Raw genomic sequence first — 14,633 nt, 5'->3', positions numbered from 1 at the left:
GCGAACCAAGCAGGAGGATCTACTCGTATGTCCATCCAGAAGATCGACGTCAAGTACACCGCCGTCGCCACCGCCGAGAACGGCCGCGACGGCCGCGTCGCCACCGACGACGGCAAGCTGGACGTAGTGGTCAACCCGCCGAAGGAGATGGGCGGCAGCGGCGCGGGCACCAACCCGGAGCAGCTCTTCGCCGCCGGTTACAGCGCCTGCTTCCAGGGTGCGCTCGGCGTCGTCGCCCGCAAGGAGAAGGTCGACATCACCGGCTCCACGGTGACCGCGAAGGTCGGCATCGGCTCCACCGAGGCCGGCGGCTTCGGCCTGGAGGTCGCCATCTCCGCGACCATTCCGAACGTGGACGAGGCCACCGCCAAGTCCCTGGTGGAGAAGGCCCACGAGGTCTGCCCGTACTCCAGCGCCACGCGCGGCAACATCAAGGTCGAGCTCTCCGTCGCCTGATGACCTGCTAGCAGTACGTACGAAGGGGCCGCGCCCGGCACGTTCCGGGCGCGGCCCCTTCCGCGTGTGCGGTGACGCCTTGTGCCGTTACGCCGTCGCCGCCCGCACCAGCGCCCGCACCAGGTGGACGTTCTCGGGCGCGGCCCCGCCCGGGTAGGCGAACCGGCGCCGGTTGTAGCCGTACGCGATCCGCTGGCGGGGGTCGGCGAACCCGAGGGAACCGGCCGCCCCGCTGTGCCCGATCGAGCCGTGGCCGAGGACCGGGTACTTCTCGGCGGACAGCGCCCCGAAGCCCACCGCGAACACCGACCGCGCGCCGCTCACCAGGTCGGTGCCGTCGGACTGGATCTGTCCGAACTCGGCGAGCGTCTCCTCGTTCAGCAGGGCGCCCTGCTCCAGGCCGTCGCCGAGGATCGCCCGGTACATCCCGGCGAGCCCGCGCGCGGAGCCGACGCCGCCGAACGACAGCTGGCCGTTGGCCCGAAGCGCATACGAGTTCCCCGCCTCGACGATGTCGGTGGGCTTCTCGGCATTGAGGTTGAAGGCGATGCCGCCGAGGGAGTGCCCACTGCCCGGGTTGGCGGCGATCTCCGCCTGCTGGGCGGGGGTCGGCGCCATCGGCAGGGTGTCCAGCACCCGCCCGGCCTCCGAGTCCGGCAGCCCGACGAAGAAGTCCAGGCCGTACGGGGCGCGGACCCGCTCCTCGTAGATCTCCTGGATCGTCCGCCCGGTGACCCGCCGCACCACCTCACCGGCGAGCGCGCCGACGACGTACGCGTGATAGCCGACGGCCGTGCCGGGCCGCCAGTACGGGCGCTGTCCGGCCAGCCGCTCGGCTATCGCCCGGTCGTCGGCCAGCTCCTCGGCGGTGAATCCGGTGTCCGCGCCGACCACCCCGGACCGGTGCGCGAGGAGCTCGCGCACCGTCAGCCGGTCCTTGCCGTGCGCCCCGAACTCCGGCCAGTAGAAGGCCACTTCGCGGTCCAGGTCCAGGACCCCGTCCTGCACCAGCAGGGCCACCACCAGGTAGGCGGCGCCCTTCGTCGACGAATAGACCGGTGTCAGCGAGTCCGCCCCGATGTGCGGCCCGCCCCACAGGTCCACCACCAGCTCGCCGCGGACGTGCGCGACGAGCTGGGCGGCGTGGTCCGGCCCCTCGTCGGGGTTGTTGAGGACGGCCGCGAACTCCTCGCGGACGTCCTCGTAGCCCGCGGCGACGGTTCCCCCGACTTCGATCCCGCTCATGCGGATCAACTCCCCGATGGTTGTGCTGAGTGCCTGTACTTGCTTGCAGGGAGATCAAGCACCCGCCGTCGCGAGCTATTCCGGACCGGCGGACCTTATTCAGCCGGCCGTGACGAACAGAGCCCGTGCGACCTGCGCGAACTCGCCCTTCGGGTGCGCACGGAACAGCGGCTGCGTACCGAACAGCACGACCTCCGTACCCTGCGCCGAGGTCCCGCTGACGACGGAGGCCCGGCCTGCCGCGTCCTTGGGCCCGCCCGTACCGTCCTCGCCCGCACGCCAGTGCCCGGAGACGAGCGGGTTGCCGCCCGCCCTGCCGTACGACTGGTCGGCCCTGACCCCCTTGCCGAGCTCCGTGAACCACATGGGCGAGAAGACGAAGGTGTGCGCGGGCGCCCCGGCGGTGACCGGGCTGGCCGACGAGTTGTCCACCTTCACGACGCCGTTCGCGTCGCCGTTGCCCTGTACGGCCCTGGCGGCGATGAGGGCGGTGTCCGCGTTGAGCTTGGCGCCGTCGCCGCCGAGCCCGACCAGCCCGTGCTCCTTGAGGAAGCCGTCGAGCCCGGCCTTCGCGGCCGGCTTGAGCTTCCCGTACTCCAGATCCGCCGACACGTACAACGTGTCAACGCCCTTCCACGCGAACCCTTCATTGAGCACGTCCGTCGACACGGGCGTCACTTCGAAGCCCATCTCGCGCAGCGCGAACAGCTCACCGGGGGAGACGGCGGCGGCCACCCGGGTGCGTCCGATCGGCGCGACACCCTTCGCCCGCGTCGCATGGAACGCCACCCCGTACCGGTCCGCCAGCCGCACGGCCTTCCACCGCGCGGAGCCCGGCACGACGGCCGTCCCGTCGGCGGCCCGCCGTACCTTCACACCGTCCCCGAGGAGGGAGTTGAGCGCTGCGATCTCCTTCGGGTCGTCCAGCCGCAGCCGCAGGTCGCCCCACGGTGCGACGTACCCGGTCGCGGAGGCCGCGTGCACGGTCCGCCCCGGCACATCGACCTGCCCCGACATCACCTTGTCGACGCTCGCCCCCCACAGCAGCCCCAGGCTCCACCCGGAGATGTCGTACATCGCGGAGACGTCCGCGCTGATGTCCCGCCCCTCCGCCAGGATCACGTTCGCGATGCCGCGCTTGGGCTGCTTCATGTCCACGACGTACGACCCGGCCGGGTAGCTCTTCCCGCCGAGCCGGAACCCGCGCACCGCGCGCTCCACCCGTACGTCGTTGGCGACGAGATGATCCACGAGCCGCGCGGCGGCAACGGCCGACCGCTGCCCGTCCCGGCCGCCCGGAACCACACCCGCCGGAATCACGTACGCACTCGGGAAGTCGGTCGTGTAGACGTCCTCGGGCCCGATCCCCGGCACGCCCGGCACGGTCTCCTCGGAAACCGGCACCTGCTCGGCCCCTGCCGCCCCGCGCCGGAAGGTCTCGATCTGATCGGCGATCACGGAAGTGCGGTGCGAGGACGTGTAGTTGAGGGCGGCCTTGATGGCAGCGCCCGCGATGTCCGTGTTGATCGCCGACCGGCGGCGCAGCTCGGCCACCGGCTGAGTGTCGTACTCCTCGTTGTTGACCTGCAACGGGATCTCGATGGTGTGCGTGGCGACGGCGCCCTGGAAGGGCATGTACTGCGGGGTGAAGACGGGTGGCCAGTCGTCCCAGCCTTCCTGCTGGTCCCGGAAGGGGATGACCACGGGATCCACGCCGTCCTTGGCGGGCGTGTACCCGAGCCCGTTGACCGCGGCCTCCATGCCCAGCGCATTCGCGTAGCTGTTCTTGAGGAAGAGGTCGTACTCGTAGTTCTCCCCGTGCGGCGGGGTGGTGGGCTCGATCAGCGTCCCGTTCACGTACCCGTGCATGTCGAGCATGACGGCGGGCTGTTTGTCGATGGCGATCTGCCGGATCGCACGGGCCTCGGGCTGGGTCGCCGTGATGAAGTCCCGGTTGATGTCGAACCCGTTGGCGTTCGGCCGGGTCCCGGCTATTCGTCCGTCCGGATTCGCCGTGACGTTGATGTAGATCCGGTTCTGCGCCAGCAGTTTGCCGGTCCTGGCGTCATTGGCCCTGGCCAGCTCCTCGATGAGTTTGAGGGACGCGTCCGTCCCTTCCCACTCGTTCCCGTGAATGTTGTTGTTGATGAAGACGGGAGTCTTGTACGTCTCCTTGATCCGCCGGTCCTTGGCCGCCGACGCAGGCTCGTTCTCGATCCGCTCCCGCATCCGCTCCTGCTCCCGCGCCTGCTTCGCGCTCTCGGGTGCGGTCACGGTGACCAGATACAGATCGTGCCCGCCGGCCGACTTCCCCGCGATCTCCACACTCACCCGATTCCCCAGCTTCTGGAGGGAGTTGAGCTTGGGTGCTATGGAGTGGTACGGGGCAAGCCCGAGCTTGATCGACTTGTCGGCGGGGTTGGGCGCGGGCACGGTGAGAGCGGTCCGGCGGGGATATCCGCCCTGCCCGTGCCGGAGCGTGGGCGTCGCGCTGTCGAGGGCGCGTGCGGCGGAGGCGGCGGGAGCCTCGGCAGCCGCCTCCTCCTTCAACTCATGTGCGGCCGAGCCGCCTTCACGGTGGTGCGGCCCGTCGCCCTTGCCGCCGGGGCCGGGTCGGGCGGCGGCGGGAGCCGGGGCGAGAAGCGCGGCACCGGCGAGCGCGGCGATGCCGACGAGAACGGGTCTGGGTATGCGGTGTCGGGTGGGACCCATGCGCGAACGTACCTCCGGGAGTGGAGCGGAAGATCGGTACGCAGGGGTCTACCGTCTCAACCACCTGGGGAACAAGGGGGTATGGGCGGCGAGTGGGGTTGGGCGGCCACCACCGCCCGACCCCCGAAGGCCCACCACCCCACACCCCACACCCCACCCCTACGACCTGGTCGCGCTCGCGCACCCCTCGCCCGAGCCCTCGGCCACCGGCTTGCTGCGGTCGTACGGGTCGACCTCGCTCCCGCCGTCCGCCGCCGTGCTCCCGAACTCCGGTCGGAAGTAGGCGGTGTTGGGGTCGCACCCGCCGTTGGTCATGTCCACCTTGTACGAGACGAGGGAGAAGGTCCCCGGCGCGGTCCGCACCTTTGCGGGGTCGTCCCAGCTCAGCACCACCTCGCGCCGCACGATCGTACGTACGACCTCGGTGCTGCCCGCCGCAGCCCGCACCACCGGGTACACGTACGTGACGTCGGTGCTCACCCGGAGCGCCCCGCGCTCGCCCTCCCGGTAGGTGATCCGCCCCCGCGTCTTCACCACGTCCCCGACGAGCCGGGCCCGTGCCTGGTCGAACCGGCTGAAGAGCAGCAACGGATCGTTCTCCTTGCTCGGCGTGCGGAACGCGCTGCGCAGGAAGTCCTGAACATCGTGCTGCTCCGGGTTGACCAGGGCGCTCGCCCTCGTGGGGTGCTCGCCCCGCAGTACGTGCGGATCGAGGTTGGACGCGGCGAGGAAGTCCCGGGTCCGGCCGAGGGCCTGCGCCACCTGGTCCGTACTCATCCACCCGGTGGCACGCGCGGCGGGCACGGTGATTCCGGCCGTGCCGTCCGCCCAGCGCGCGGCGGGCGAACCCCTGAACGGCTCGTCCAGCGTGCCCCGCCCGTCCGGCCCCCCGGGAGGCGCCTCGGACGGCCGCGCCGACTCCGCTGCGAGCGGCTGCTGATCCGTACCCCCGCCCCCGAACCATCCGGCGGTCGTCCCCGGTATCAACGCCACGGCCAACAGCGCCAGTGCGGCCAGCAGAGCGATCACGTGCCAGGCCTTGATGCGCCGTGGTCGGGTCGGCGAGTGCGCCCGCCACTGCGTCGGGTTCGCGGGCTCCTCGCGCAGTCGCCGGGTCACCATCCGGGCCCGTGCGGACGGTTCCTTGGGCGCGTCGGGCGCCCCGTTCACCGAGTCCTGGAGAAACCGCTCCCACTCCTCGTCGGAAACCGACGAACCACCCTGCTCCCCGCCCGTACCCGCACCCACGTCGAATCTCCCCATGTCGCCCCCGAATCCACCGCATGATCGCACGACGTCTCCGGCGTCCTCCGTCCCGCTCAGCGCAGTCGTACCCGCTCGCCCGGCTCCGGTGCGAAGGGCGGGCGGTAGTCGTCGTCGGGGGTGGACTCCTGCTGGTCGGGCAGGAGGACGACACGGGCCGTGCCCGCGAGGTCGAAGACGCCGGGGGTGAGCTGTGCGCTCTGTTCCGCCGCCCGCGCGCTGCGGGCCCCGTCGTACACGCCGATGCTGCGGCACAGCAGCACCATGTCCTGGGCGTCCACCGCACATGCCGCGAGCTTCACGACGACCTCCGGCAGGGACCCCGTCATCGTCGTCCGGTAGCTGAAGTGCACGGCCGACTTCGTTTCCGGCGACCGGGGCGGCTGGGCCTCCCACTTCGTGATCCTGACCGTCAGCGGGTACGTCTCCTCCCCGCGTACGACGGTGACTTCGGCCGCCGCGGGGCCGTGCGCGTGTCTCTCACCGTCCGACGGGGAGCCGCACCCACTGCTGAGGGCGGCCACCGTGCAGACACCCACCGCCACCCGCGCCGCCGCACCTGCCTGGACTCTGTCCCACCGGCCCATCGCACCCCACCCGTTCCCGCCGCTGCCCCGCCCGGAGCGCGCAGCCTAGCGGGCGGGCCCGGCCGGGGCCGTCGGAACAGCCGTGGGTACGCCCCATAGGGTTGCGGCCATGAGCGATCTCGGGGTGGGTTTCAAGTACTTGGCCAAGGGCCAGCGGTGGATGGCGCAGCACGGCCGCAGCTACGGCCTCGGGCTGCTGCCCGGCCTCGTGACGCTGGTGCTGTACGCCGCCGCGCTGTTCGGCCTCATCGCCTGGTCGGACGACTTCGTCGCGTGGGCGACGCCGTTCGCGGACGGGTGGGGGGAGACCTGGCTGACGATCTTCCGGGGGCTGCTCCGCGTCCTCCTCTTCGGTCTTGCCCTGTTCCTCGCCGTGATCACCTTCACCGCCGTGACGCTCCTCGTCGGGCAGCCGTTCTACGAGGCGCTGTCGGAGCGCGTGGACAAGTCCCGCTCGCCCGACGGCACCGCCCCCGAGTCCGGTCTCTCGCTGATGCGCGAGCTGTGGATCTCGGCGCGCGACAGCATCCGCGTCCTGCTGCGCGTCCTGTTCTACGGGATCATCCTCTTCGCCTGCGGCTTCATCCCGGTGGTCGGGCAGACCGTGGTGCCCGTCCTCGGCTTCTGCGTGTCCGGCTACTTCCTCACCGAGGAGCTGACCGCCGTCGCCCTCCAGCGCCGTGGCATCGAACTCAAGGAGCGCCTCGCCCTGTTGCGGAGCCGCCGCTCGCTGGTGCTCGGCTTCGGGGTGCCGTTGACGCTCGCCTACCTGGTGCCGTTCGTGGCGGTGTTCCTGATGCCGGGCGCGGTCGCCGGTGCGACGCTGATGGCCCGCGACCTGCTGGGCGAGCCGTCCGTGGGCGACGACGATGACAGTGACAGTGCGGACGGCGAATCGGTCAACGCAGGTCGGTAGGGGGTACGTCGGCCACTGTGAGGCCCGGCGTCCGCGCGTCGGCCTGCGCCAGCAACGTACCGTCGGGACCCCACACCGCGCTGCGCCCGCACGCGTCGTACGGGCCGGCCCGCCCGACGTGGTTCGCCAGGGCCACGTACAGGCCGAAGTCCTTCGCGAGGGCGGGGTACACGGCGGCGATCTCGCGCTCGCCGTTGCCCCGCCCGTACAGCGAACTCGCCAGGTAGACCGTGCAGTCGTCGGCCGCCGCGCGCTCCGCGAGCTCAGGGAAGTGGTTGTCGAAGCAGGTGGCGAGGGCGAAGCGGACGCCGTCCAGCTCGAAGCGGCCGTCCCCGGTGCCCGCGCGGAAGACCTCGTCCTCGCCCGTGTGCAGGTGCTGCTTCGCGTACCGGGCCAGCAGCTCTCCGTCCGGCCCGTACACGTGGCTCGTCAGGGATCCGTCGGCCGCGCAGTTCACCACGGCCGCGGTCCCGGCCGCCCGGCAGGCGTCCCGTACCGGGTCGAGGCGCGGGTCGTCGGGGGCCGTCCAGAGCGTGGGATCGGCGGCGAGGGACTCCAACTCGTAACCGGAGAGCGCCAGTTCGGGGAAGACGGTGATCCGTGCTCCGGCCGCACCCGCTTCCCGTACGAGATCCGCCATGACGGCGGCGTTCGCCGCGACATCGGCGGGGCGGGACGTGAACTGGGCGACGGCGATACGCATGGGATCACATTGTTCCAGCATCCGGAAAGGCCTTGATCGTCGGGGTGTTGCGGCGGACGATTCACTCCATGACCGAAGTGACAGCCGTTGCAGTGATCACCCTCCTCGCCGTCATCAGCCCCGGCGCGGACTTCGCCATGGTCGTCCGCAACAGCTACCTCTACGGCCGTACGACGGGCCTGCTCGGGGCGGCCGGAGTCGCGGCCGGCGTGCTGGTCCACGTCACGTACACCATGCTCGGCGTGGGGCTGCTGATCGCCTCGTCGACCGCGCTCTTCACGGCGATCAAGCTGCTCGGCGCGGCCTACCTCGTCTACATCGGGCTGCGGACCTTCTTCGCCAGGAGCGACCTGGACGTCGACCTGGAGAGCGACAGGAAGCAGGCGCTCTCGCCGCTCGGCGCCCTGCGCACCGGGTTCCTCACCAACGTCCTCAACCCGAAGACGACCCTCTTCGTCGTGTCGACGTTCACGCAGGTCGTGGGCCCGGAGACGGCGCTCTGGCAGCAGGCGGGCTACGGCCTGTTCATGTCCGTGGCGCACTTCGGGTGGTTCGGTCTGGTCGCGCTCTTCTTCTCCGACAGCAGGCTGCGGAACGCGATGCTGCGCCGCCAGAAGGCGCTCAACAGGGGGATCGGGTCGGTACTGGTGGGACTCGGGGTGACTCTGGGGCTGGCTCGCTGAGCCCCACCAGCCGGTGAGCCCCACCAGCGGCCGAGCCCCACCGCCGGCCGAGCCCCACCGGCCGGTGGTTCCACCGGCCGGTGGTTCCACCGGCCGGTGGGCGGAGGCTACCGGGCCGCCGCCACCCGCAGGATCTCCCGGATCTGCGCGACGATGTCCGACCGGTTCCGCACGAACACCGGATCGGTGATCTCCGTGCTGTTCGCCCTGTCGAACTCCAGCACCGGCGTGTGCAGATGGCCGCCCGGGATCTTCAGGCCGAGCCGGTCGCGCAGCAGGGTCGCCCGGTAGGCGATCTCGTTGGAGAGGTAGTCGCCGCCGCCCCCGGCCCGCGCGGACGAGCCCGGCGTGGGTCCGTCCGGCCGCTCCACGGGCCCGGCACCGCCCGCCGGGATCTCCGTCACCGAGGTGTTGTCGTACACCGGGAACGGGCCGGTGCGTGCCGCGACGATACGTGCGTACGGGAGGGACGTCCGCGTCCACTGGGGCTGCGAGGCAGGATCGGGGACGGGGACGGGACCGGTCCGCCCGACGTTCAGGTTGTCGCCGAAGCCGCCCCGCCACGCCCCGTTGAACCGCTCGACGTCGAAGCGGCCCGCCCGGCCCTGGCTGATGGTGGTGAACAGGTCGACGTGCGGGAGGTGCGGGCGCAGTGCGCGCTCCACCTCGCCGGAGGCGAAGTCGTCCCAGCGGACCGGGAAGACGGCCGTCTCGATCCGGGCGAGCCGTCCGTCGGCGGTACGGATCACGGTGCCGTCCAGCGCGAGGGCGGTGGCCCCCGACGGATTGCCGATCCGGATGTCGCGGTCCAGCGTGAACGGGTCGAAGCCCGTCACCAGCACCCGCTTCAGGCCCTTGGGCCGTGCGTCGGGCCCGCGGTCGCGGCCGGCGCCGTGCCCGGGGAAGCCGATGCTGTCCTGCCCGCGCGAGGACCGCTCCAGGCGCTCGACGAGCCGGTCCCTGTTCCGCTCGGAGAGTCCGAACTCCGGTGCCCAGGAGCGGAGTTCGCGGGTCATTGCCAGGCGCGCCCAGTACAGCGGGCGGTCGTCGCCCCGGCTCAGGTCGCCGTGTGCGGGCCCCCGGCCCTGTGCCCGGTCGACCGCCCGCCGCCACAGCTTCGCCCCGTCCTCCGCGACGGCCCGCTCGGCCGCCCGGTAGGAACCGGCCCGCCGGAGCGCGCGGGCGAACTCCGGTGCCACCGCGTCGAATCCGCTGCGCCGCAGGATCTCCCGCGGCACGTCCCCGTCCAGCCGCTGTTCCTCGACGGTCGGGGTGCCCGCGGGGACCACCGTGGCGAGGGCGGATCCGGCGTGCGCCGGGGTCTGGACGGCGAGGGTGGCCAGGACGGTGGTACAGGCGAGTGCGGAGAGCGTCAGGGCGGTGAACCGCCGCCGGGCACCTCGCGGGTGTGGGGGTCGTCGCACGCCGGGTCCTTCCGTGGTTCCGGTTCCCGGGGTCGCCGGGCCGAAGGGCCCGCCCAGTATCGGAGCCGGGGCGGGGGTGACGGAAGGGGGTGCCGTGACGAGTGTTCCGGCAGAGGTGCTGTTGCCGGAGCTGCGAGTACCGCTACGGGTGCTGCTGCGGCTGTCGCAGCAGCTTCAGGAAGTTCCGGAACGCCCCCGGCATGTCCACCGACCCCGGGTCCAGCAGCCACTGGTACTGCAGCCCGTCCAGCACCGCCACCAGCAGCGGAGCCGCCTGCTCCGGGGTGAGCCCGCTCGGCAGCCGGTCCCCGAACTCGGCGCGCAGCGCCCCCGCCATGCCGCCGCGCACGGCCTCGTACCGGTGTGTGAAGAAGTCCCGGGCCGGGTGCCCGTCGGTGACGCTCTCGCCGAGGAGGGCGGAGAAGGTCTGGACGACGCCCGGACGCATCGCGTTGTACTCGACCAGGGAGTCCATCAGGTCCAGGCGCCACGACTCGGGGCTGAGCGCGCCGCCCGTGTCCCACTGGTCGCGCTCCTCCAGGACGGCGACGAGCAGCGCCTCCTTGGTCGGGTAGTAGTGCAGCAGGCCCTGCTGGGTCAGACCCACGCGCTCGGCGACCGACGCCAGCGACGCCCCGCGGTAGCCGCGCTCGGCGATCACCTCAAGAGCGGCCCGCAGGATTTCTGCCCGCCGCTCCTCGCTCCTTGCCCTGGCCATGCCGATGCCCCTTCCCCTGGGCGCTTCCGTTCCGCCGCGATCTTGCCGGTCAGGACGGTACGCCATACCCAAATATCACGAAGAGATAACGAAGCCTACCAAGTTACAGGTAATCGGAGTAAGCATGGGGCAACAGCAGATCTCAATGAGGAGGTACGGCCGTGGCAGGCGAGCCCACCACCCGGAACACCCCCGACGACCGGACGCGCGAGGACGTCGTCAGCGCCGCGCTCGGCAAGCTCGACCTCGACGCCAAGGCCCGTCTGCTGGCCGGCCGGGACATGTGGTCGCTGCCCGCGCTCCCCGGGATCGGGCTGAGGCCGCTGGTCTTCTCCGACGGCCCGATCGGTGTGCGCGGTGTCCGCTGGACCGCGGACGACCCGTCGATCGCCCTCCCGTCCCCGACCGCGCTCGCCGCGACGTGGGACCCGGAGCTGGCCCGCCGGGCCGGCCGGCTGCTCGCCCAGGAGGCCCGCCGCAAGTCCGTGCACGTGCTCCTCGCCCCGACCGTGAACCTGCACCGCTCGCCGCTCGGCGGCCGGCACTTCGAGGCGTACTCCGAGGACCCGTACCTCACCGGAGTTATCGGCTCCGGATACGTGAACGGCGTCCAGGACGGCGGTGTCGGCACCACCGTCAAGCACTTCGTCGCCAACGACGCCGAGACCGACCGCTTCACCGTCGACAACGTCATCGCCCCGCGCCCGCTGCGCGAGCTCTACCTCGCCCCCTTCGAGGCGATCGTCGAGAACGCCCACCCGTGGGGCATCATGTGCGCCTACAACTCGGTCAACGGCACCTCCATGTCCGAGCACCACTACCTCCAGAACGAAGTCCTGCGCGGCGAGTGGAAGTTCGACGGCGCGATCGTCTCCGACTGGATGGCCGCCCGCTCCACCAAGGGCGACATCGAGGGCGGCCTCGACATCGCGATGCCGGGCCCGCAGACCGTGTACGGCGAGGCGCTCGCCGGAGCCGTCCGCGCCGGTGACGTCGACGAGTCCGTGGTCGACGAGGCGGTACGCAACGTACTGCGGCTCGCCGCCCGCGTCGGCATCCTGGACGGCGCCCCCGCGGTCGTCCCCGAGTCCGCCCTCCCCGCCGCCGTCGACGGCCAGGCGGTCGCCCGCGAGATCGCCCGCCGCGCCTTCGTCCTCGTACGCAACGAGAACCGGACCCTGCCGCTCGACCCGGCCCGTACCGTCGCGCTCTCCGGCGCCGCCGCCCGCGACGCCCGGGTCCTCGGCGGCGGCTCCGCGACCGTCTTCCCCGAGCGCGTCGTCTCCCCGCTCGACGGTCTCCGCGCGGCCCTCCCCGCCGACGCGCTCACCTTCACGGTGGGCGCCGACCCGAGCGACGAACTCGCCGTCGCCGACAAGGGATTCGAGCTGCGCGCGGTCTGCCGCGACGAGGCGGGCAACGTCGTGGGCGAGGGCTCACTCCCGGGCGGCCAGGTCCAGTGGATCGGCGACGACCTCCCCGACGGCGCCACCCACGAGAACCTGCACAGCATCGAGGTCACCGGCACCTTCACGCCGCGCGAGGACGGCGGACACGCCTTCGGCACGCGCGGCCTGGGGGCGTACACGCTCAAGGTCGCGGGCGAGACCCTCTTCGACGGCGTCCAGCCGATGAGCGAGGGCGCGGACCCCTTCGAGGCGTTCTTCGGCGCACCGCAGGAGCGCGGCCGGGTCACGCTGACCGAGGGGGAGCCGGTCGAGATCTCCCTCACCCACACCCTCGCGAAGAACACCGGCGCGTCGATCCGGGCCGTGATGTTCGCGCTCACCCACCTCGGCCCGCAGCGCGACGCGGACGCGCTGATCGCCGAGGCCGTGGAAGCGGCCCGTACGGCTGCTGCCGCGGTGGTCGTGGTCGCCACCACCGACCGTGTCGAGTCCGAGGGCTTCGACCGCAGGGACCTCGAACTCCCCGGCCGCCAGAACGACTTGGTGCGCGCGGTCGCCGCCGTCAATCCCCGCACCGTCGTCGTCGTCAACTCCGGCTCGCCGGTGGAGATGCCGTGGCGCGAGGAGGTCGCGGCGGTCCTGCTCACCTGGTTCCCGGGCCAGGAGGGCGGGGCGGCACTGGCCGACGTGCTCCTGGGGGCGGAGGAGCCCGGTGGCCGCCTCCCCACCACCTGGCCGGTGTCCTTCGCGGACGTACCGGTGACGGACGTCGTCCCGGTGGACGGTGAACTCCCGTACGCGGAGGGCCTGTTCATCGGCTACCGGGCGTGGGAGAAGGCCGGCGTCACCCCTGCGTACGCCTTCGGGCACGGTCTCGGATACACGACGTGGGAGTACGAGTCGGTCATCGCGGCCGGAAGTGTGGTCACGGTCCGCGTGCGCAACACGGGTACGCGGACCGGCCGCGAGGTCGTCCAGGTCTACCTGGCCCCCGTCGCCGACACGGTCGAGCGGCCGGTGCGCTGGCTGGCCGGGTTCGCGAGCGTGACGGCGGCCGCCGGTGAGACGGTCGAGGTCGCCGTCGATCTGCCGCGTCGGGCGTTCGAGATCTGGGACGAGACGGTGGGGGTGTGGAGGCTGGTGGAGGGTGAGTACGAGGTCGAGGTGGGACGGTCGATCGCGGACCGGCGGGTGTCGGTGAGGGTGCGGAGGTAACGGGCGGGGGCGGTCGAGGGACGGGGCGTGCCGCGGTGGGGGGCCGCCCCCTTGCCCACCCGTCCCGCCCCCGGGGGCAGGCATTTAGGGGCGCGGGGAACTGCGCGATCAGCCACGACGCACCCGCACGAAGACCACCCGCCGCTCTGCGCCGCCCGCCCCGCTACCGCCCCGCCCCCACCACCCCCCGGTACGCCATCTCCGCCAGCCGGCTCTGGCCGTCCCTGCTCGGGTGGAACCAGTCCCACTGGCTCAGCTGCGTTCCGGTGAACGCGTAGTTGAACACCGCACCCCCGTCGAACCTGCACTTCGCGTCCTTCGCGCACACGTCCGCGAGGACGCGGTTGTACGCCACCACTCGCTCCCGCACCGTGTCCCGCCGCGCCGTCGCCCGCTCGTCCATCGCGTCCGCGTCGCCGAGCATCGACTGGCAGATCCCCAGCTTCCACACCTGCTTGCCGAGCGGATTGTCCCGCCCCTGCGACCACAGCCTCTTCAGGTCCGGCACGCTCGCCACGTACACCTGGGTCTTCGGCAGTTCGGCCCGCAGCGTCCGCAGCGCCGACTCGAACGAGGCGCGGAAGTCCGCGACCGGCGTCATGTGCTCCACCGAGCTGCGGCACGCGTCGTTCGCGCCGGTCATCACGGTGACCAGCTCCGGCCGGTGCTCCACGGCCCGTTCCATCTGCTGCGGCAGGTCGGAGACGCGCGAGCCGGACACCGCCAGGTTCCAGCTGTGCTCCGCCGCGCCCCGTGCGCCCAGGAGCCGCCGCGCCAGGCTGTTCACCGTCGCGTCCGTGCCGGTCGCCCAGGACACCTCGGGGCAGTCCGCCAGTACCGAACACGCGTCGAACCCGCGTGTTATCGAATCGCCGACGGCAACGAGCGAGGACGGCGAGCGGTCCCACGTGGGAGTGGGTTTCGGCGTCGGCCGCCCCGCGGCCTTCGGTGCGGGCCCCGAAGCCCCCGCACCGCCCCCGGAACAGCCGGCCGCTCCGCCGAGCATCAGCACTGCCAGCGCCGCGGCCCCCGCACGGAGACGACGGCCGCGCCCCCGCCCCTTCCGACTGCTGTCCCGCATGCTCTGCTTCCCTCCGAAAAGCCCGGAAACCCCGATATTTCCCCGCTCCCGGACCGACAGTACGTCACACCCCGGCGCACGCCGCACGGTAGCTTTTCCCCACGGTGCCGCCGCAGCAGCACGGCGGCGCCCCACCGCCGGCACCCCGTCCCACCGGTATCGGCAAATTACATGACGTCACATACTGTCCCTTTTCAGGAGATTCACTCCCGATGCTGTTT

At 71.9% G+C, this 14,633-nt stretch carries 12 protein-coding genes; 4 read left to right on the top strand and 8 right to left on the bottom strand.

What is annotated here, in order from left to right; all coding sequences use genetic code 11:
* Nucleotides 1-27: 27 nt before the first annotated feature.
* Nucleotides 28-456, top strand: a complete 429-nt coding sequence (locus tag ACH4SP_RS19620; protein ID WP_398416572.1) for an organic hydroperoxide resistance protein — start codon at nucleotides 28-30, stop codon at nucleotides 454-456.
* Between the two features lie 87 nt (nucleotides 457-543).
* Here ACH4SP_RS19620 and ACH4SP_RS19615 read toward each other — a convergent pair whose 3' ends face one another.
* From ACH4SP_RS19615 to ACH4SP_RS19600, 4 genes are all read right to left on the bottom strand, one after another.
* Nucleotides 544-1,701 carry a serine hydrolase domain-containing protein gene (locus tag ACH4SP_RS19615; RefSeq protein ID WP_398416569.1) on the bottom strand — a complete coding sequence of 386 codons (1,158 nt, stop codon included), beginning with the start codon at nucleotides 1,699-1,701 and terminating at the stop codon, nucleotides 544-546.
* A 99-nt stretch (nucleotides 1,702-1,800) separates the two neighbouring features.
* Nucleotides 1,801-4,413 (bottom strand): M14 family zinc carboxypeptidase, encoded by a 2,613-nt coding sequence (locus tag ACH4SP_RS19610; protein ID WP_398416567.1) that lies wholly within the window; start codon nucleotides 4,411-4,413, stop codon nucleotides 1,801-1,803.
* Between the two features lie 159 nt (nucleotides 4,414-4,572).
* The gene (locus tag ACH4SP_RS19605; protein ID WP_398416565.1) at nucleotides 4,573-5,676 is read right to left on the bottom strand and encodes a hypothetical protein; all 1,104 of its coding nucleotides are present in this window, start codon (nucleotides 5,674-5,676) and stop codon (nucleotides 4,573-4,575) included.
* A 56-nt stretch (nucleotides 5,677-5,732) separates the two neighbouring features.
* The gene (locus tag ACH4SP_RS19600) at nucleotides 5,733-6,263 is read right to left on the bottom strand and encodes a hypothetical protein (protein ID WP_398416563.1); all 531 of its coding nucleotides are present in this window, start codon (nucleotides 6,261-6,263) and stop codon (nucleotides 5,733-5,735) included.
* Between the two features lie 109 nt (nucleotides 6,264-6,372).
* On the opposite strand from ACH4SP_RS19600, the gene ACH4SP_RS19595 reads away from it, so the two are divergent.
* Nucleotides 6,373-7,179 carry an EI24 domain-containing protein gene (locus tag ACH4SP_RS19595; protein ID WP_398416561.1) on the top strand — a complete coding sequence of 269 codons (807 nt, stop codon included), beginning with the start codon at nucleotides 6,373-6,375 and terminating at the stop codon, nucleotides 7,177-7,179.
* Here the strand turns inward: ACH4SP_RS19595 and ACH4SP_RS19590 are convergent.
* The gene (locus ACH4SP_RS19590) at nucleotides 7,163-7,882 is read right to left on the bottom strand and encodes a carbon-nitrogen hydrolase family protein (RefSeq protein ID WP_398416558.1); all 720 of its coding nucleotides are present in this window, start codon (nucleotides 7,880-7,882) and stop codon (nucleotides 7,163-7,165) included. The two genes, ACH4SP_RS19595 and ACH4SP_RS19590, sit on opposite strands and share 17 nt — an antisense overlap.
* 68 nt (nucleotides 7,883-7,950) lie before the next feature.
* On the opposite strand from ACH4SP_RS19590, the gene ACH4SP_RS19585 reads away from it, so the two are divergent.
* The gene (locus tag ACH4SP_RS19585) at nucleotides 7,951-8,565 is read left to right on the top strand and encodes a LysE family transporter (protein WP_398416556.1); all 615 of its coding nucleotides are present in this window, start codon (nucleotides 7,951-7,953) and stop codon (nucleotides 8,563-8,565) included.
* Between the two features lie 107 nt (nucleotides 8,566-8,672).
* Here ACH4SP_RS19585 and ACH4SP_RS19580 read toward each other — a convergent pair whose 3' ends face one another.
* On the bottom strand, nucleotides 8,673-9,908 hold the full coding sequence (locus ACH4SP_RS19580) for a pyroglutamyl peptidase (protein WP_398417191.1): 1,236 nt from the start codon (nucleotides 9,906-9,908) through the stop codon (nucleotides 8,673-8,675).
* Between the two features lie 223 nt (nucleotides 9,909-10,131).
* Nucleotides 10,132-10,707: a TetR/AcrR family transcriptional regulator gene (locus ACH4SP_RS19575; RefSeq protein ID WP_398416554.1), complete on the bottom strand. Its 576-nt coding sequence runs from the start codon at nucleotides 10,705-10,707 to the stop codon at nucleotides 10,132-10,134.
* Between the two features lie 161 nt (nucleotides 10,708-10,868).
* Between ACH4SP_RS19575 and ACH4SP_RS19570 the strand changes: the two genes are divergently transcribed.
* Entirely contained in the window at nucleotides 10,869-13,331 is a 2,463-nt protein-coding gene (locus ACH4SP_RS19570; RefSeq protein WP_398416552.1) for a beta-glucosidase, read from the top strand.
* A 163-nt stretch (nucleotides 13,332-13,494) separates the two neighbouring features.
* Here the strand turns inward: ACH4SP_RS19570 and ACH4SP_RS19565 are convergent, their stop codons facing one another.
* Nucleotides 13,495-14,412, bottom strand: a complete 918-nt coding sequence (locus ACH4SP_RS19565) for an SGNH/GDSL hydrolase family protein (RefSeq protein WP_398416549.1) — start codon at nucleotides 14,410-14,412, stop codon at nucleotides 13,495-13,497.
* Nucleotides 14,413-14,633 lie beyond the last annotated feature (221 nt).

Origin of the sequence: Streptomyces sp. NPDC021093, from assembly GCF_044333135.1 — a bacterium.
In the GTDB taxonomy this organism is placed as follows: Bacteria; Actinomycetota; Actinomycetes; order Streptomycetales; family Streptomycetaceae; genus Streptomyces.
This window is presented reverse-complemented; position numbering and strand designations above follow the sequence as displayed.